The organism is Arthrobacter sp. TmtSoilC79 (genome assembly GCF_059739405.1).
Genome location: NZ_AP046051.1, coordinates 4,529,566 through 4,546,711, shown reverse-complemented (window position 1 = coordinate 4,546,711; position 17,146 = coordinate 4,529,566). Strand labels below are relative to the sequence as shown.

General features: G+C 64.1%; 21 protein-coding genes. 14 read left to right on the top strand and 7 right to left on the bottom strand.

The features are described from left to right. The first annotated feature begins 67 nt into the window (after positions 1 to 67). From AC6JA3_RS20885 to AC6JA3_RS20865, 5 genes are all read left to right on the top strand, one after another. Complete coding sequence (locus AC6JA3_RS20885) at positions 68 to 2,170, top strand: S9 family peptidase (protein ID WP_347782207.1); 2,103 nt, start codon at positions 68 to 70, stop codon at positions 2,168 to 2,170. Positions 2,171 to 2,545: 375 nt separating this feature from the next. Continuing rightward, positions 2,546 to 2,950: a hypothetical protein gene (locus AC6JA3_RS20880; RefSeq protein ID WP_155854146.1), complete on the top strand. Its 405-nt coding sequence runs from the start codon at positions 2,546 to 2,548 to the stop codon at positions 2,948 to 2,950. Positions 2,951 to 3,074: 124 nt separating this feature from the next. Continuing rightward, the gene (locus AC6JA3_RS20875; protein WP_347782206.1) at positions 3,075 to 3,584 is read left to right on the top strand and encodes an amino-acid N-acetyltransferase; all 510 of its coding nucleotides are present in this window, start codon (positions 3,075 to 3,077) and stop codon (positions 3,582 to 3,584) included. A gap of 167 nt (positions 3,585 to 3,751) precedes the next feature. Next, positions 3,752 to 5,200, top strand: a complete 1,449-nt coding sequence (locus AC6JA3_RS20870; RefSeq protein WP_347782204.1) for an FAD-binding oxidoreductase — start codon at positions 3,752 to 3,754, stop codon at positions 5,198 to 5,200. A 12-nt stretch (positions 5,201 to 5,212) separates the two neighbouring features. Beyond that, positions 5,213 to 5,407, top strand: coding sequence for a hypothetical protein (locus AC6JA3_RS20865; RefSeq protein ID WP_043433221.1), 195 nt, complete (start codon positions 5,213 to 5,215; stop codon positions 5,405 to 5,407). 81 nt (positions 5,408 to 5,488) lie between these two features. On the opposite strand, the gene AC6JA3_RS20860 is transcribed toward AC6JA3_RS20865, so the two are convergent. After that, positions 5,489 to 6,448, bottom strand: a complete 960-nt coding sequence (locus AC6JA3_RS20860) for a GlxA family transcriptional regulator (RefSeq protein ID WP_347782202.1) — start codon at positions 6,446 to 6,448, stop codon at positions 5,489 to 5,491. A 132-nt stretch (positions 6,449 to 6,580) separates the two neighbouring features. Here AC6JA3_RS20860 and AC6JA3_RS20855 point away from each other — a divergent pair, with 132 nt between their 5' ends. The 7 genes from AC6JA3_RS20855 (at position 6,581) to AC6JA3_RS20825 (ending at position 10,665) form a co-directional block, all read left to right on the top strand. After that, entirely contained in the window at positions 6,581 to 7,213 is a 633-nt protein-coding gene (locus AC6JA3_RS20855; RefSeq protein WP_347782200.1) for an isochorismatase family protein, read from the top strand. 74 nt (positions 7,214 to 7,287) lie between these two features. Then, positions 7,288 to 8,289: a dihydroxyacetone kinase subunit DhaK gene (gene dhaK / locus AC6JA3_RS20850; RefSeq protein WP_223944359.1), complete on the top strand. Its 1,002-nt coding sequence runs from the start codon at positions 7,288 to 7,290 to the stop codon at positions 8,287 to 8,289. A 3-nt stretch (positions 8,290 to 8,292) separates the two neighbouring features. Continuing rightward, on the top strand, positions 8,293 to 8,982 hold the full coding sequence (dhaL, locus tag AC6JA3_RS20845) for a dihydroxyacetone kinase subunit DhaL (RefSeq protein WP_347782198.1): 690 nt from the start codon (positions 8,293 to 8,295) through the stop codon (positions 8,980 to 8,982). Further along, entirely contained in the window at positions 8,979 to 9,671 is a 693-nt protein-coding gene (gene dhaM, locus AC6JA3_RS20840; RefSeq protein WP_347782197.1) for a dihydroxyacetone kinase phosphoryl donor subunit DhaM, read from the top strand. The genes dhaL and dhaM overlap by 4 nt, the downstream gene beginning before the upstream one ends. A gap of 89 nt (positions 9,672 to 9,760) precedes the next feature. Beyond that, positions 9,761 to 9,937 carry a CsbD family protein gene (locus AC6JA3_RS20835; RefSeq protein WP_035760998.1) on the top strand — a complete coding sequence of 59 codons (177 nt, stop codon included), beginning with the start codon at positions 9,761 to 9,763 and terminating at the stop codon, positions 9,935 to 9,937. A 104-nt stretch (positions 9,938 to 10,041) separates the two neighbouring features. After that, entirely contained in the window at positions 10,042 to 10,302 is a 261-nt protein-coding gene (locus AC6JA3_RS20830) for a DUF4235 domain-containing protein (RefSeq protein WP_026541643.1), read from the top strand. 3 nt (positions 10,303 to 10,305) lie between these two features. Next, a complete protein-coding gene (locus AC6JA3_RS20825; RefSeq protein WP_026541644.1) occupies positions 10,306 to 10,665 on the top strand; it encodes a VOC family protein in 360 nt (119 codons plus the stop codon). Between the two features lie 40 nt (positions 10,666 to 10,705). Here the strand turns inward: AC6JA3_RS20825 and AC6JA3_RS20820 are convergent, their stop codons facing one another. After that, the gene (locus AC6JA3_RS20820; protein ID WP_347782194.1) at positions 10,706 to 11,218 is read right to left on the bottom strand and encodes a VOC family protein; all 513 of its coding nucleotides are present in this window, start codon (positions 11,216 to 11,218) and stop codon (positions 10,706 to 10,708) included. A gap of 77 nt (positions 11,219 to 11,295) precedes the next feature. Between AC6JA3_RS20820 and AC6JA3_RS20815 the strand changes: the two genes are divergently transcribed. Then, positions 11,296 to 12,105, top strand: coding sequence for a helix-turn-helix domain-containing protein (locus AC6JA3_RS20815; protein ID WP_026541646.1), 810 nt, complete (start codon positions 11,296 to 11,298; stop codon positions 12,103 to 12,105). A gap of 57 nt (positions 12,106 to 12,162) precedes the next feature. Here AC6JA3_RS20815 and AC6JA3_RS20810 read toward each other — a convergent pair whose 3' ends face one another. The 4 genes from AC6JA3_RS20810 to AC6JA3_RS20795 all read right to left on the bottom strand — a co-directional run bounded on the left by AC6JA3_RS20810 (position 12,163) and on the right by AC6JA3_RS20795 (position 15,056). Next, a complete protein-coding gene (locus AC6JA3_RS20810) occupies positions 12,163 to 12,963 on the bottom strand; it encodes an SDR family NAD(P)-dependent oxidoreductase (RefSeq protein ID WP_347782192.1) in 801 nt (266 codons plus the stop codon). Next, positions 12,950 to 13,480, bottom strand: coding sequence for a MepB family protein (locus AC6JA3_RS20805; RefSeq protein WP_223944366.1), 531 nt, complete (start codon positions 13,478 to 13,480; stop codon positions 12,950 to 12,952). The genes AC6JA3_RS20810 and AC6JA3_RS20805 overlap by 14 nt, the downstream gene beginning before the upstream one ends. 28 nt (positions 13,481 to 13,508) lie before the next feature. Beyond that, entirely contained in the window at positions 13,509 to 13,991 is a 483-nt protein-coding gene (locus tag AC6JA3_RS20800; RefSeq protein ID WP_223944367.1) for a hypothetical protein, read from the bottom strand. 114 nt (positions 13,992 to 14,105) lie between these two features. Then, a complete protein-coding gene (locus AC6JA3_RS20795; RefSeq protein ID WP_347782190.1) occupies positions 14,106 to 15,056 on the bottom strand; it encodes an iron-sulfur binding domain-containing protein in 951 nt (316 codons plus the stop codon). 115 nt (positions 15,057 to 15,171) lie between these two features. On the opposite strand from AC6JA3_RS20795, the gene AC6JA3_RS20790 reads away from it, so the two are divergent. Continuing rightward, positions 15,172 to 15,855: a hypothetical protein gene (locus AC6JA3_RS20790; RefSeq protein ID WP_026541663.1), complete on the top strand. Its 684-nt coding sequence runs from the start codon at positions 15,172 to 15,174 to the stop codon at positions 15,853 to 15,855. A 36-nt stretch (positions 15,856 to 15,891) separates the two neighbouring features. Here AC6JA3_RS20790 and disA read toward each other — a convergent pair whose 3' ends face one another. Further along, positions 15,892 to 16,968 (bottom strand): DNA integrity scanning diadenylate cyclase DisA, encoded by a 1,077-nt coding sequence (gene disA / locus AC6JA3_RS20785; protein WP_024819020.1) that lies wholly within the window; start codon positions 16,966 to 16,968, stop codon positions 15,892 to 15,894. Positions 16,969 to 17,146 lie beyond the last annotated feature (178 nt).

Here is a 17,146-nt window from a genome sequence, read left to right as displayed (position 1 = left end):
GAAAGTACTGTTTCACTGTGAGTGAACCACTCTGTGATCGGCGGCACATTACGTGTTGAATCGGACCATGGACTCTGCTGACACTCACACCCCGGGCGAGCAGCCCGAAACTCCCTTTCACGACATGGACCACTACCTCGCCATCCCGCGGGTCAGCGGCCTCACCCTCAGCCCGGACGGCACGCGCCTGGTCACCACCGTTTCAACGCTGAACGGCAAGGGCACCGAGTTCGCTTCAGCCCTCTGGGAAATCGACCCCGCCGGCCGGAAGCAAGCACGCCGGATCACCCGCAGCTCCAAAGGGGAAGCGGGTGCAGCGTTCGCTGCCAACGGCGACCTCTACTTCACCTCGGCGCGCCCGGATCCGGACAGTCCCGACGCTGACCCGGTGAACGCCCTGTGGCTCCTGCCCGCCGACGGGGGAGAAGCCCGCGTGGTGCACTCGCGCTCAGGTGGCATCAGTTCGGTCATGACCGCGAAGGACGCGGACGCCACGTTCGTGAACGCCGAAGTCCTGGCCGGATCCGCGGACGAGGAGAACGACGACGAGCGCCGCAAGGCCCGCAAAGACAACAAGGTCTCCGCCATCCTGCACAGTGGCTACCCCGTCCGCTACTGGGATGCCGACCTCGGCCCCGCCGAGCCTCGGATCTTCGCAGTTGAGCAGGGAGAAAATCAGGAACCCGGCAAGCCCTCGACAGTGGACGCTGCCGCTCCGCTCAAGCTCCGCAACCTGACCACCGGCGTCGGCGGTTCGCTGCGGGAGTCAAAAACGGTGGTGAGCCCGGACGGCAAGACCATCTACACCAGCATGACCAAGCCTTTGGCGAAAGCGGACAGCCGTGAGGTGCTCGCCGCCATCGACGTCGCCACCGGGAACATCAAAGTGCTGCTGGACCATGAAGGCATGAGCTACTTCCCGGGGCCCGTCAGCCCGGACAACCGCACCCTTGTGGTCGAAAGCGAAAGCGACACCACGCCCACGCAGGCGCCGCAGGTGAAGCTGCACTTGCTCAACGTCGCCGGCGGCGAGACCACGGATCTTGAACCGCTGGCCCAGGACTGGGACCGCTGGGCTACCGTGCTCGCCTGGCTCCCCGATGGCAGCGGAGTCCTTGCCAAAGCGGACGACGACGGCGCGTCGCCGGTCTTCCGTGTCGACGTCGCCAACGGTGGAGTCACCCGGGTGACGCGGGACGCTTCCGCCTATTCCGACGTCGTGGTTTCTTCTGATGGGACGACGGCGTATGCCCTGCGGAGCTCGTATGAGTTCCCATCCGAAGCAGTCCGGATAGACCTGGCCACCGGAGAAGTGACCAGGCTGCAAGCCCCCGCTGAACGTCCCGTTTATCGCGGCCACTTGGAGCGCGTGGAAACAACCGCGGAGGATGGCGTGCGCGTGCCCGCCTACCTCGCCCTCCCCGATGGTGCCTCCGCGGACAAGCCCGCACCGCTCCTGCTGTGGATCCATGGCGGGCCCCTGGGTTCGTGGAACGCCTGGACGTGGCGCTGGAACCCTTGGCTGTTGGTGGCCAAGGGCTACGCCGTGCTCCTGCCGGACCCCGCACTCTCTACCGGCTACGGTCAGGAATTCATCCAGCGCGGCTGGGGCGAGTGGGGCAAGAAGCCCTTTACCGACCTCATGGCCATCACCGATGCCGTGGTAGCACGTCCGGACATCGACGAGTCGCGGACCGCCGCCATGGGAGGGTCGTTCGGCGGGTACATGGCCAACTGGGTCGCCGGGCAAACAGACCGCTTCAAGGCAATTGTCACCCACGCCAGCTTGTGGGCACTCGATCAGTTCGGGCCAACTACCGACGCAGCGCAGTACTGGCTAAAGGAAATGACTGCGGAAATGGCCATGGAGAACTCGCCGCACCTCAACGTGGGCAACATCAAGACACCCATGCTGGTGATCCACGGCGACAAAGACTACAGGGTCCCGATCGGCGAGGGGCTGCGTCTCTGGTACGAGCTCCTGTCCTCCTCGCAGCTGCCCGCCGACGACAACGGCCGGAGTCCGCACCGTTTCCTGTACTTCCCGGACGAAAACCACTGGGTCCTCCAGCCGCAGCACGCAAAGATCTGGTACGGCGTGGTGGAGCACTTCCTGGCCAAGCAGGTGCTGGGCGAGGATGTTGCCTTGCCGGAGGAACTGGGGGTTTAGCTCCGGCAAGCAACGTCCTCGCCGGACGCCCGCTTCCGTTCACTGCAGTGGCGGTTGCGGGCGTCCGTCGCGAGGTGGTCCTGCTGGGAACTACGGGTACCTGCGACCGCGGTGGGGTACAGGCGAGAGTGTCCCTTGTCGCTCCAGCTGCTTCAGTTGAGCATTCCATGCCGTTGATACCGGGCCGCCGGCTCCTTCGCCCCAACGTTCCAACGACTTTGCCACCAACGCTGATTGGCGTCACGATTCGGCACCTGGATGCACTTGATATGGGTGACGGTCATCGTTGGGAGACGCATGGCCGACCAGGACGCTACGGATTCGCGGCATTGACTGCGAGCGAACAGTCAGGATCAAGTGCTCAAGGAGAAAGACGTGCCGGGCCCGGCAGCGGCGGCCGACCCCAGCGGAGTGTTGAACCGGCACTTTACGAATTGGTGCGCGAAGTTCAAGATCTTCCGCACCGCCGTCGGCTTCGAAACCGCCACCGGACATATTGTGTACCCCGCACATGCTATCCGTGAGGCGGACGGAACTGTCTGGTTGTCGGCGCTGGAAGGCTTTGAGAAGTCCGGCATCCGTGGGCAAGTCGAAGAAGACGCGTCCTTTCTGGAAATGCTCCTCACGGCGGCAAATTCACCAACCAGGATCCCGTTGGGGCTGGCCTTGTTGATTGGGGGCGTCCGCTATCAGCTTGTTTTTCAGAACATTTCCGAGACGGGCGGGGACCACATCATCAACGTGGCGTTCATCAACAGGGGACAACCGCCCCGGCTATGAAAGTCCGACACCCCGAAGGTCACAATAGAAGTTCACAATAGGGTGCAGGCGGGCCGGGTTGATGCGGGCGTAACCATCAGCACTGGGCGCGGCCCGCGCCTGTCTGTCTCGCTAGGATGGGGGAGTGAATCCGACCTTCAGCCTCCGCCCTGCCCGCACCAGTGATGTGGCAGCGATCAAGAGGCTTGTGGCGCCCTTGGCTGAGGAACGGATCCTCATGGCCAAGGAGACAGTGGCGTACTACGAAAGCCTGCAGGAATTCCGGATCGCCGAGTCTGACGAGGGTGAAGTCATTGGCTGCGGCGCCCTCCACGTGATGTGGGAGGACCTGGCCGAGATCCGCACTCTTGCCGCCGCGGGCTCCTGGCGGGGCCGGGGCGTGGGTCACGTCCTCGTGGAGAACCTGCTGGAGGAAGCCCGGGCGTTGGGGGTAAGCCGCGTGTTCTGCCTGACCTTCGAAGTGGAATTCTTCAAGCGCCACGGATTCGAAGTCATGGCCGATCAGTCTGCCGTGGATCCTCAGGTGTATTCCGAATTGCTGCGCTCGCATGATGAAGGCGTGGCAGAGTTCCTGGACCTTGCCCGGGTGAAGCCGAACACTTTGGGCAACACCCGCATGATCAAGCAACTCTAGGCACAACCCCCGCATCTACGCGCCGGCTGCTTCCCGATCGGCCGCGTCGTTCAACCCCTCGACGATTATGCGTGATTTAATGCCCTTTTCTTATCTCAACTTGATGGATAAACTGATGGTGGCTTGCTGGGGAAGCTTCCACCACATCGGTCAATTGAGAGAAGATCATGCAGTCCCACGCGTCCTTTTCAGATGTTTCAGAACTCCAACTCAGCGTGCGCGGTCCAGTGTTCACGCCTGCCGATCCCGGCTTTGCCGCTGAAGTAGCGGCCTTCAATTTATCTACGCAACACCAGCCCGATCTCGCCTTTGGTGCCCTCGACGCAGAGGACGTCTCGGCGGCAATACGCTGGGCCGCGGAACGCGGTATGCCAGTATCTGTCCAGTCCACCGGTCACGGTGCCACCAATGCCATTGAAGGTGGCTTGCTGATCAGCACCCGCCGAATGCTCGAACTCAGTATCGACCCCCTGGAGAAGACGGCCCGCGTGGGTGCGGGCGTCCGCTGGAAGGCTGTGGTGGAACTCGCCGGGACCTTCGGATTGATGGGGCTCTGTGGGTCCACCACCGATGTTGGCGTGGTGGGCTACACGCTGGGCGGCGGATTGCCGATCCTCGGGCGCAAGTACGGTTTTGCCTCTGACCACGTGATTGCGTTCGAGATCGTCACGGCTGACGGCGTGCTGCGGAGGGTGACCAAGGACGAGGACCCGGAGTTGTTCTTCCTGCTGCGCGGCGGCAAGGGCAATCTGGGAATCGTCACGGCCATGGAATTCCACCTGTTCCCGGGCTCCGACCTCTATGCCGGAGGAATCTACTTTGACGGTGGGCATGCTCCGGAAGTGCTGCAGGCATTCAGGGATTGGGTGCCTGACTTGCCCGTGGAGGCGTCGGCATCACTCGCTTTCCTGCGGCTGCCGGACATGGACATGGTGCCCGAGCCCCTGCGCGGAAAATTCGTGATCCATCTCCGTTACGCCTATCAGGGCGATCCGGCGTTCGCGGCAGAGCTCCTTGAGCCGATGCGTCAGAGCGCACCTTTCATGATGGATGCCACGGGTCCTTTGGATGCCACGGCGTTCGACTCGATCCACCAGGACCCGGACCAGCCGGTTCCCGTCATGGAACACGGGTTCCTGCTGGACAGGTTGGATGACCCCTCGGCCGATGCCATATTGCGGCACTTTGGCCCCGGCGTCGAGAGTCCTGTCCTGTTGGCTGAACTGCGGTTGCTGGGCGGCGCCCTGGCAAGGAGCGCAGACGGTGACGATATTGTGGGTGGTCGCGATGCCGCGTTCAGCTTCTTCATGGGCGCCATTGCCGTCCCGCCTGTGGTTGGAATGCTGCCGGCGTTGTTCAAGGCCGTCCATGAAGACCTTCGCCCCGCTGCCAACGCCGGAACCTTCGTGAACCTTCACGGCCACTTTGTGGATGCCGAAGACAGGGAACGGCCCTGGCAGGCAGCGGCCCTGGATCGCCTCCGCAAGGCAAAGGCTGAGCTGGATCCGCAGAACATGTTCAGCTTCGGGCACGTGGTGGGCCTTCCGGTCATCGACCAGACTGTCCTGCTGGAAGACGTTGTGACTGCCGGTGGCGACGCCGTGCTGAGCAACTGAGGAGCGGGGATCATGAACAACCGCGTCACGTTCCCGGACTTCTCCGCCTTCCAGATCGACATCCCCCATGGGCCGTGGCCGCAGGAAGCCCCCGGGGCCGGCGATCGCCGGCCCGACCCGGACCTGTTCTCAGCCTTCTGGCCGGAGTTCCCCACCAGTCAGGAACGGGAACGGGAACAGCCACAGAAACCGGCAGCCGAGGACTAGTCGAAGCGGCAGGGGCAGTTCCCAGTGGGCTGCCCCTGCCGCTTCCTTGTCGCCGATCCGCAGGAGATCCCGCGCGTCGGCTCAGGAAGCGTGCCGGGGTTGGGCGTCGAAGCGGCGTCGATAATCCGTGGGTGTAGTGGAGAAGGCGCTGGCGAAGTTCTGCCGAAGGGTCACGGCGCTGCCGAAGCCGCATTTGGCCGCTACTTGGTCTATGGGCAGGCTGGAGCTTTCCAGGAGATGCCGGGCGGCGTCGAGCCTTTGGGAACGCACCCATGCAGATGGAGTGGCGCCGGTGGAAGCCCTGAACGCACGAATGAATGTTCGGCGGCTCATGTGGGCTTGGCCGGCGAGAGTGTCGATGCTGAGGTCCTCGTCCAAATGTCCCAGTGCCCACTCAAGCAAGCATGCCATGGGGTCCTCGGAGGACCGGGGTGGCAACGGATGCTCAATGTACTGCGCCTGTCCGCCCTCCCGGTGCGGGGCGATGACCAGGCTGCGTGCCACCTGGTTGGCTGCTGCGGATCCCAGGCGGGTCCTCACCAGATGGAGGCATGCATCCAGCCCCGAAGCTGTACCCGCCGACGTCAATACGTCGCCGTGATCGATGTACAGGACGGTCCGGTCCAGGGAGACGTCGGGGTGGCGTGCCGAGAGCGAACTGAAGGCTTCCCAGTGGGTGACGGCAGACCGGCCGTCAAGCAGGCCGGCGTCGGCAACTGGGATGGTGCCAAGGCAGAGGCCAAGGATGACGACGCCGCGCTGATGGGCCTGCTGGAGTACGTCCCGGAGTTGCCCGTTGGGTTCGCGGCCGTCATCAAACCATGAGGGCACCACGATGATGTCGGCATCGTCCGCGGCCTCGGGGCCACGGATCCCACCCAGCTGGTAGCCCTCCGCGGTGCGGATGTGGCCCGCTTCATCGGCAAAAAGACAGGTGTTCCATTCGGCAAGTCCCTGCCGGGAGACTTCGTCGAAAACCATCTGGGGGACCGCGAGGTGGAACATTGTCACGTCGTCGAAGGCATACACGGCAATGCGCAAGGGTCCTCATCTCAATTGGCCTGAATCAATCGTACAAGGGCATTTATGCCACTGGCGATCACCTCCGGAGGCGCAGAGGATGGAATGGTTGCCAGAAGGCGGCCAAAGAACCAACTCCGGAAAGAGACCAGCATGAGCACCCCCCGCCGCGCCCTTGTCCTTGTAGACATCCAGCAGCAGTACTTCGGTGGTCCCCTCGAGATCCAGTACCCGCCGCACCGGGAATCGATCGCGATGATCGGCAAAGCCATTGATGCCGCGACGGCCGCAGGTATCCCGGTTGCCGCCGTCCAGCACAGCTCTGGAGAGGGCGCGCCGGTCTTCGCCCCGGGAACCGCGGAGTACGAGCTCCACCCAGTGGTCGAGGACCGCAGGAAGGACTCCTGGAAGGATGTCGTCAAGCAGTATGGCTCGGTCTACGCCGACACTGACCTGACAGCGTGGCTGCGGGAGAACGACGTCGACACCGTCACCTTGGTGGGTTACATGACGAACAACTGCATCCTGGCCTCTGCCGTGGAAGCGGAATTCATCGGGTTCAGCACCGAGGTCCTCTCGGATGCGACCGGCGCCATCAACCTGGCCAACGAGGCAGGGTTTGCTGATGCGGAAACAGTCCACACAACCCTGATGGCGTTGCTGCACTCGAACTGGGCGGCCGTCAGCACCACGGATGCGTGGGTCGAAGCCTTGAATTCGGGGAACGCCTTGGAGACGAGCGACCTGGGAAGTTCGGCAATGGCCGGATCGCTGCGAACACAGTAGTGCAGGCCCTACCCTGTGCCGGGTCCCCGGTAGTAGGGTCAGAGCACCAGCCGCAGCACGCCCAGGAGCATCCCATGAAAAAGCTCATTAATGATCCACGCGCAGTGGTGGACGAGTCCGTAGAAGGGTTCGGCATGGCCCATGCCGACATTGTGGACGTCCATCCCGATCCCAAATACGTCATCCGGAAGGGCGCTCCGGTAGCGGGCAAGGTGGCCTTGGTCTCGGGCGGCGGCAGCGGCCACGAGCCCCTGCACGCGGGCTTTGTTGGGCTGGGCATGCTCGACGCCGCTGTCCCCGGCGCCGTCTTCACCTCGCCCACCCCCGACCAGATCATTCCGGCGACGGTCGCAGTGGACTCAGGTGCCGGCGTCGTCCATATCGTGAAGAACTACACCGGCGACGTCCTGAACTTTGAAACCGCCGCCGAGATGGCCCAGGCCGAGGGTGTGCGGGTTCGTTCCGTACTGGTGAACGACGACGTCGCGGTGGAAGATTCGCTTTACACGGCGGGCCGGCGCGGGGTGGGCGGAACGGTGCTGGTGGAGAAGATCGCAGGAGCGTCCGCCCAGCGCGGCGACGACCTTGACGCCGTCGCGGCCGTCGCCGAGCGGGTAGTGGCCAATGTGAGGACCATGGGCGTTGCCCTGTCCGGTTGCACTGTGCCGCACGCAGGCACGCCAAGCTTCGAGCTGGCAGACGACGAGATCGAGATCGGCATAGGTATCCACGGCGAACCGGGCCGGCACAAGATCGCCATGGAACCCGCCGATGCCATCACGGACCGCTTGCTGGAGCCGGTGCTGGAGGATCTTGCCCTGGCCTCTGGAGATAAGGTGCTGTTGTTCGTCAACGGGATGGGCGGGACGCCGCAAAGCGAGTTGTACATCGTCTACCGGCGGGCCGCCCAGGTCCTGGCCGAACGCGGCGCCACCGTGGAGCGCTCGCTGGTGGGTAACTACGTGACCTCCCTTGAGATGCAGGGCTGCTCCGTGTCGGTGCTGCGCCTGGATGAGGACATGATCCGGCTGTGGGACGCGCCCGTCCACACTGCCGCCTTGCGGTGGGGAGCCTGAGTGATGGGGTTGACCGTTGACTGGGCGCTGGACTGGTTGAAGCTCTCCGCCAAGGCCATGGCCGAACACCGGGTGGAACTGATCGAACTGGACCGGGCCATCGGCGACTCGGACCACGGCGAGAACATGGACCGTGGTTTCCAGGCCGTGCTGCAGAAGCTTGACGAGACACCGCCGGAAACTCCCGGCGCCGCGCTCAAGGCTGCCGCGATGGCCCTCATGTCCAAGGTGGGCGGAGCCGCCGGCCCGCTGTACGGGACTGCCTATTTGCGCGCAGCTACGGCGCTGGGAGACTCTGCGGACATCGACGCCGAAACGCTGGTGGCTGCGCTCGCAGCAGCCCGTGACGGCGTAGTTGCGCGGGGAAAAGCCGAGCTTGGCGACAAGACCATGATCGATGCCTGGACACCCGCTGTTGAAGCAGCCCAACAAGCCGCGGCAAGCGGCGCTGACCCCATTGGCGTGTTGGAAGCGGCCGCCGAAGCTGCCGAAACCGGTGCCATGGCCACCGACCCGTTGGTAGCCCGCAAGGGCCGGGCCAGTTACCTCGGGGAGCGCAGCGCAGGGCATCGGGACCCCGGTGCAGCATCCACGGCACTGCTCCTCCGTGCGGCCGCCGCTGCAGCCGCAGGCTCCACGGGCGACGCGGGCGGGGCGGGCTCCACGGGCGGCACGGGGACCGACTCCGTATGACCGTTGGAATCGTGGTGGTTTCGCACAGCAGCAAAATTGCCGAGGGTGCGGTGGAACTCGCCGCCCAAATGGCGCCCGACGTCGAACTGGTCGCCGCCGGGGGCACCGAGGACGATCGGATCGGAACCAGCCTTGAGAAGGTGCTGGCCGCCGTCGAGCAGTCACTGGTGGATTCCGGTGGTGACGGCGTGGTGGTGCTGGCCGATCTGGGTTCGGCAGTCATGACAGCCGAATCGGCCATGGAGTTTGCCAGCGATCCCGACGCCGTACGGCTGGCCGACGCTCCGCTGGTTGAGGGACTCGTGGCGGCTGCCGTCGCTGCCCAAGGAGGCGCCGGCGTCGCGGATGTCTGCAAGGCGGCGGAGGCAGTGGTCTTTGGCAGCGCTCCCGCCGGTGTGGGCGGTCCCGAGCTTCCCGACCTCAAGGATGAACCGGACGCCAGCGGCGATTTCGAACTCATCAACACCCTGGGCATGCATGCACGGCCGGCGGCGAAGATCGCAGGCGGCCTATCAGGGCTGGACGCGGAGGTGAGCGTAAACGGCGTCGATGGCATGTCCATGATGGCGCTTATGGCGCTCGCCGCGGGACAGGGTTCCAGCCTGCATGTTGAGGCGAGGGGCAAGGATGCGTTGAAGGCGGTCCAGTACGTCGGCCGGCTTGTGGAGGAAGGGTTCGGGGAGCTGTAGGCCGAAAGATTTTCTCCCAAATATTGCTAAGTACACTGATTAGTGATGTTGTAGAGGTACAGGTTCACTACAAGGAAGAGGTACGAATCATGGGTGCTGACGACAAGATGGAGAACGCTGGCGAGAAGCTTGGCGGCAAGGCCAAAGAAGCTGCCGGAAAGCTGACGGACAATGAGCGCCTGGAAGCCGAAGGCAAGGGCGACCAGACGAAGGCCGACCTCAAGGGTGCCGGCGAGAAGCTGAAGGACGCCTTCAAGAAAGACTAGGCATCCAACCAGGGCCGCTGCATTTGCAGCGGCCCTGCCTTGTCTTGTGTGGCGAATGTTGTGTGTGCGCCGTACCTCGGCGCCATGCCTGATGGAGGATCTACGTGAACATACTGGTGAAAATTTTCGGACTGGCAGTCAGCCTTGGCGCCGGTGCGATCGCAAACAAGACGCTGGAGGGCCTCTGGGAGAAGAAGACCGGCAAGCCCGCTCCCAAGGACGGAACCGATCTTCAGGACTCGCTCCCGGGCGTCCTGGTTTTCGCGGTTGTCTCCGCAGGAGTTGGCGCCGTTGTTCACGTTCTTACCCAGCGGGGCACCAAAAGCGCCCTGGCCCGTATGAAGAAGACTGCTGACGAGGTTTAACAAATGGCTATAGCTAAATACCCGAGTGTTGTCATCGATTGTCCCGACGCGGCCGCGCTGGCCGCCTTCTACGGCGAACTCTTCGGCTGGGAAGTCGAGGACAAGGGCGACTGGTCCGATATCCGGCCCAGCGACGGCAGCAACTGCATCTCTTTCCAGCAGGTGGAGGTGTACCAGCCGCCCGTGTGGCCCGGACAGACGATCCCGCAGCAAATGCACCTGGACATGGTGGTGGAAGACCTGGACAAGGGTGAGGAAGTTGCGCTCTCACTTGGAGCCACCAAGGCCGACCACCAGCCCGGCGACACCTTCAGGGTGTTCCTGGACCCCGCCGGGCACCCGTTCTGCCTCTGCCTGAGCTAACTCCGGCGTGGGCACACTTCGGCCGGGGAGGGCTGGCGGCCTAGCCTTGCTGGGCCGCCCATTCCTCGACCCGTCGGTTGCTCTCTTCCTCGGAGAGGTCTTCGACGCGCGTCATGATGGACCAGCGGACGCCGAACGGATCGCGGATGCTGGCATAGCGGTCACCCGAAACGAACGTGGTCAACGGCTCACGGATAGTGGCCCCGGCTTGCTCGGCTTTGTGGACCAGCCCGTCCGCATCGGAGCAGTAGAGGCCCATGGAGTAGCAGTCGTCCTCTCCGTTTGGTGAGGGGACGAGGTGGTACTCGGGGTTGGGCTCACCGATCTGGAGGTGGCCGTTGCCGAAGTCGAGTTCGGCGTGGACCACCACTCCGCCCATCTCGGTCTCGCCCACTACCCGTGCGCCGAACACGTCGCGATAGAACGCAATGGCTTCCTTGGCGTTGGCTACCGCGAGGAATGGCGTCAGGCTGGTCAGGCCGTTCGGAATGCCATTGGTGGTGTGGTCCCCGTTGGCGGCCGTGGTTGATTCGGTGCTTGTAGTATCGGTCATGGATACGACGCTACGTGCCTGCGGGCGCCTGGTGCTTGGAGATTCGCGACAGCTTAAAGCCGATCCGGGAGGGTCTCATGGAGGGTTCCTTCAAGGGCATCCTGTACCCCGCGCGGCTTCCCACCTTCAACCGCATCCCTGCCCCCGAACCCCTGCAGGAGCTGGTCCAGTGGTTCTGGATTCCGGAATGGGACATCGAGCCCGGCCGCAGCTCCCGCCAGCACGTCATCGCCTACCCTGCCTCCAACCTGGTGGTACAGCCCGCTGATGTCATCCTCTCCGGCCCCACCACGCGCGCCTCGCACCGGGACCTCGCCGGGACCGGCTGGGCTGTGGGCGCACTGCTCCGCCCGGCGGCCGTTCCGCTTTTCACGGACAACCCCGGAGCCCTCCGTGACCAGGAAGCCGCGTTGTCCCTGGATGATCTGCACAGCGCCGTCTCGGCCGCCATGTCTTCGTCTCTGAATGCCAACACGCACGACGACGGCGGCCACCGCACGCGGGCAGTGGAAGCCTTTGCAGCCTGGCTGGCTTCCCGGTGCGAAGAGCTCCCCGAGGAAGCCCTGCTCGCCAACCGGATGATGGACGTCATTGCCTCGGAGCCCGGAGTGCTCCTGATCGAGGATGCGGCTTCCCGGTTGTCCGTCTCGCCACGAACGCTGCAGAGGTTGGCAAGGAAGTACATCGGGCTGAGCCCCTCGGCCCTGATCCGGCGGCGCCGGCTCCAGGACGCCGCCGAGCGTACCCGGTCCGACCCGGAAGCGGACCTTGCCGCGATCGCCGTCGAACTTGGTTATTCGGACCACGCGCACCTGACCAACAACTTCCGGAAGTACCTGGGCTTTACGCCAAGTGGCTACCGGAAGTCGTTCGGCAAGGCGACGTGATGTCCCGGCGAATGATGACGTCTTCGATGGCCTCGCAGGCGGTGTTTGTTCTGGTTCCTACTTGTCTTTTCCGGATCCGGGCTCGCTGAGCTTGCGGTTGAATTCAGCTCCGGCGGCGTCGGGCATGACGTTGCTGCCAAGGCCCATGGTGCGGGATTTGAGGGAGCCACCCAGCACGTTGCCGTCGCCGTCCATCAGGGCCTTGAATCCTTGTTTGGCCACCAACGCGGGATCATCTTTGTCATCACTGCCCACTTTGGTGTCCAGGAGGTCGGCCCGTTCAAAGAAGTCGGTCTCCGTCGGCCCCGGCAGCAGCGTGGTGACAGTGACCCCGGTGTCTTTCAATTCGTTGCGAAGTGCCTGCCCGAAAGACTGCACGAACGCCTTGGATGCGCCGTAGATGGCCTGGAAGGGTGCGGGTGCCCTGGAAATGACCGAGGACGTAAACAGGATTTTGCCCTGGTTGCGTTGGGCCATATCCGAGGCAACCCACTTGGCTATGACCACGGTGGAGATCACGTTGAGGTCGATGGTCTTCAGTTCGGCTTCGAGGTCGGTTTCCACGAATGGGCCGCCCACCCCGATGCCGGCGTTGATGGCCACTGCTTCCAGCGGCCGGCCCAAAGCCGCGACGGCGGCGTGTAACCGGGCCATGCCTTGCGTGTCGGTGAGGTCGATTTGCTCTGCGTAGGCGTCTCCGTCGAGGCCCTTCAGTTCCTCCGCCGCTGTGTGGATCTTGTCGTTTTCGGCAACGATGACGGTGTCGAATCCGTTGCTGAGGAACTGCCTCGCCAGGTCGAATCCAATGCCGCTTGAGGCGCCGGTGACCAGCGCCAGTGGCCGTTCAGTTGTGGACATGGTTGCTGCCTTTCGGTTCCCAGTAACAGACAGGTTGCTTAGTATTATCCGATGTGGCATTACCTTCAGTGAAGTAGTTGCACTGCCAAAGTTGGGTCCGGGTTGCCTGCCGGTTGCTTACCGCGGACCATGGCGGATACACCCGGAAGCCGCGTTTTCCGCCGGCACCGTTCACGGACACGATTCCATGCTTGGCCAGTACCGGTTTCGGGAAAGCGAAGTAGCCGGCCCTGCTGCCTTCCCGGGCTGTTATCACCAGCAGATCCACGCCGTCTTCGGCGGGGAAGGGCTCAGTGGACCCGTCCTGGGCGCGTTGCCAGACGGCAACGAACAAGCCCACCTTGGCCGGAGTCAGCTTACCCACGCGGAACCGGACCAGTTCCTGCCCAAGATCAACGACGACGGCTCCATACTCGTGGTTGTCGGCCTCGGGTACCGGCGCTGGGGGAGATCCGGATGGGTGGGTGAGGGCCCGCAATGCCTCGGCTACGTCTGGGTGAACATCGTGGTCAGGCACGCACCCATCCTACGGCGGCGCCTCAGCCCTACTGCTGCCGCAAACCCCCACCATCCAGTATCAGGCCCGCAGAAATCACCCGTCCGCATTGCTCGCCGTAGGGATAGTCACCCTTCGGGGTGAAGGTCAGCGTCCGGACCGGCAGTGCGATTCCGGCCGGAGACATGCCGGAAAGGGTCGCTTCAAGGGGGTTCTCACTGAGCGATGGAAGCTCGAGGAAACCCACCAACGTCCCATCAGGGGAGGAGGTGGCCGAGCATATGCCTTCAGGCGAGCAGCCCTGGTCCACGGCTGTAGCTCCCGGATGCAGCACCACATCGTTCTCGGTGCAACTGCCATCCTGGCAGGCCTTGAGCCGCAGCGTCCCCACTCGGTCCGTGTACCCCGCTGCCACGGTCACGGAAACTCCGGCTATGTGCCCAATGGCCGGGCAGGCCACTGCTTGGGGATAGCAGCCCGGAAGCAATGCTGCGGTTCCTGCAAGGGTCAACGCCACTGCGATTCTGCCCATGCTTCAGGGTAGGCCAGGGTTAATCGGCTTGGCCCGGTGCATGTGAAAGAAACACCTGCATTGTTACTGCCCGCTTGGTGGCGTTGCCGAACCGATACCGCCCCCGGCTGAACGCTAGGCCGGAAGCCGCAATCCGCCGTCGTGCATTTCTGCCAGGCCGTCAACCAACAGCCCATCCAGGGCGCGCTCGAGTTGCTCCGGCGCCGAGTTGAGCCGGTGCAGCGCGGCAAGCGGGATCCCGATGCCGGAGGGCGCGAACCCCAGATCCGCCGGCGCTTGCTCGAACATTTCCCGCGGGACAGGGGTGGCAGCTTCGCGGAGGACGGCCATCACGGCGCCGCGGACCTGGCGGTCGGTGCCGTGCCAGGACTGGCCCTTGGGAGTGTACGACGGCGGTGGCTCACCCGCGGCAAGCCAGGCGCAGCTTGAGCGGACGGGACAGTCGGCGCACTTGGGGCTGCGGGCCGTGCACACCATGGCTCCCAACTCCATCACGGACGCGTTCCAACGGACGGACAGCTCCTGCCCGGCGGGTAGGAGTGACTCGGCCAGGCGCATTTCCGCCGCGGTCAACGCGGGAGCCGGGAGTGCGTTCCCCAGGACGAGCCGTGCATGGACCCGCCTGATGTTGGTGTCCACCACAGTTTCCCGCTGCCCAAAAGCGAAGGCGGCGACGGCGGCAGCTGTGTAACTCCCGACGCCCGGCAAACCCAAAAGTCCCGCATGGTTGTCAGGGACGTTGCCGCCATGTTCTTCGCGGATGGCTACTGCTGCAGCGTGGAGCCGCAAGGCGCGGCGGGGATATCCAAGGCGACCCCAATGACGTACGGCTTCACCCGAAGGCTCCGCGGCGAGGTGGCCCGGCGTGGGCCAGCGCCCCATCCAGTCCCGCCATACCGGGAGCACCCGCACCACGGGAGTCTGCTGGAGCATGACTTCGCTGACCAGGATTCCCCATGCGCTGCAGTCCGGCTCGCGCCACGGCAGGTCCCGGGCGGTATCGGCGAACCACTGATCCAGGGCGCTGTGGAGCGCGGTGAGTTGGTGGGCATCGGGAAGTGTCATACTGCCCTCAACTCTAGTGGAACCGCGGACCATGGCCGACGTCACACAGCCCCGGATTAGGGGCCTGCGGCGTGTAGGTTAGGTGCGCTGCGGGCCACGAGCCTAGCCTAGGACCATGGCCACCAAGGGTAAGCAGCAGTCCACCGCGCGCTCCTCAGCGCCGGGGAAGAGTACTGCCCCCGCAAAAAAGCGCCGCCCGAGCCCTGCGGTGTATCGTCGCCGTCGCCAAGTGGTTTTCGGTGGGCTGCTGCTGGTGATCGCCTTGATCGTGGTCGCCGTCGTGTCCATTGGCGGTGCCATGGGTGGGCAGCCCGGGCCGCAGGCTGTCAGCACAGCGGAGCCGTCCCAGGTGCCGTCGCAGGGAAGTGTGCCGTCCGGGACCGCATCGCCGTCTGCTTCGCCCACGCCCGTGTGCGACTTCAACCTCATGACGGTCGCCGCCAAGACCGATAAACCCGCCTACGGTCCTGAGGAAAAACCGCTGCTCACCATGACCATCACCAACGGTGGCACCGCCCCGTGCGAGGTCAATGTGGGGACATCCCAAATGGAGTACCTGGTGATGAGCGGCGCGGACCGTATTTTTTCGTCCAAGGACTGCCAGGCCGGTAGCGAAGACCTCATCAAGACCATCCAGCCCGGCAAGAGCGAAACCGCGAACTTCCCATGGCAGCGCAACCGCACACTGGAAGGCTGCGGGGCGATCAACGCCAAGCCAGGTGGCGGCGGCGCCTATTACACGTTTGAGGCCCGGCTGGGAAACAAGGCCAGCCCCAAGGCAGTCTTCCAGCTGAACTAGGTTCCGGCTGGCCAGCGTCCGACCACGGCAGCCGGCTTAGAGGAAGCGGTCCAGCAAGCTGGCCTCGGCCATGCGGCTCAGGCCTTCGCGCACTGTGCGGGCACGCTGGTCGCCAATGCCGTCCACTGTCATGAGGTCATCGATGGTGGCGGCCATCAGGTTCTGGAGCCCGCCGAAGTAGTCAACCAAGCGATCAGCCACAGCCTTGGGCACGGACTTCAAGCCCGAAAGCAGACGGTAACCGCGCGGCTGGACAACTGCGTCCAACTGCTCCACTCCGCCGGCGAAACCGATGATGTGGGCGATGCGGCTAAGGTCGATCAGTTCGGTGGGGCCCAGATTGAGGAGAGCCTGGACGGCTTCCTCAATTTCTTCGGGCGTGGCGTCCGGATCGGAGTAGTCGCGGATGATGACGTCGCTGCCAGGACCGCGGCCCATGGTCAGTTCTTCCACCTGGAGTGACAGCAGGCGGCCGTCCTCACCGAGTTCCAGGACGTACTGTGCGATTTCCTCGGAGATGCGGCGGACCATTTCCTGCCGCTGCAAGGTGACGGCAACGTCCCTGACAGTGACCAGGGCCTCGATCTCCAGCGCCGAAAGGGAACTGGTGACCTGGTCCAGCCTGGCGCTGTACCGTTCCAGCGTTGCCAAGGCCTGGTTGGCGCGGGCCAGAACCTTCTCTGAGCCCTCCAGCACGTGGCGCAAGCCATTGACGTACAGCGCGATGATCTGCATGGACTGGCTGACGGAGATTACGGGAACGCCGGTCTGGATGGCCACGCGTTCAGCCGTGCGGTGCCGGGTGCCTGATTCCTGGGTTTCGATGCTTGAATCCGGGACCAGTTGGACAGCAGCGCGGACAATGTTGCTGGCGTCCTTGTCACAGATGATGGCGCCATCCATCTTGGCCAGCTCGCGCAGGCGGGTGGGGGAGAAATCGATGCCGATATCGAACCCGCCGGAACAGATGGAATCGATGGTGCGGTCATAGCCCAGGACGATCAGGGCACCGGTCCGTCCGCGGAGGATGCGTTCCAGGCCATCACGCAGCGGAGTTCCGGGTGCGACTCTGGCCAGGGTCGCCTTGAGCGACTCTTCCGGGCTCCGGGCCATAGGGTTTCCCTTCGAATGTGCAAGCCTCGGCTCACAGACATGCTGAATCCGGCGTCAGCGGAGCTCGCAAAAAATGCCCGAATGACGACAAGCACAATGATAGGGCTTCCGCGGACCGTTAACCGCACCAGCAAGCCCCAAAGTGGGTCATTTCGTGATGTTCGGCGGTGCCCGGAAA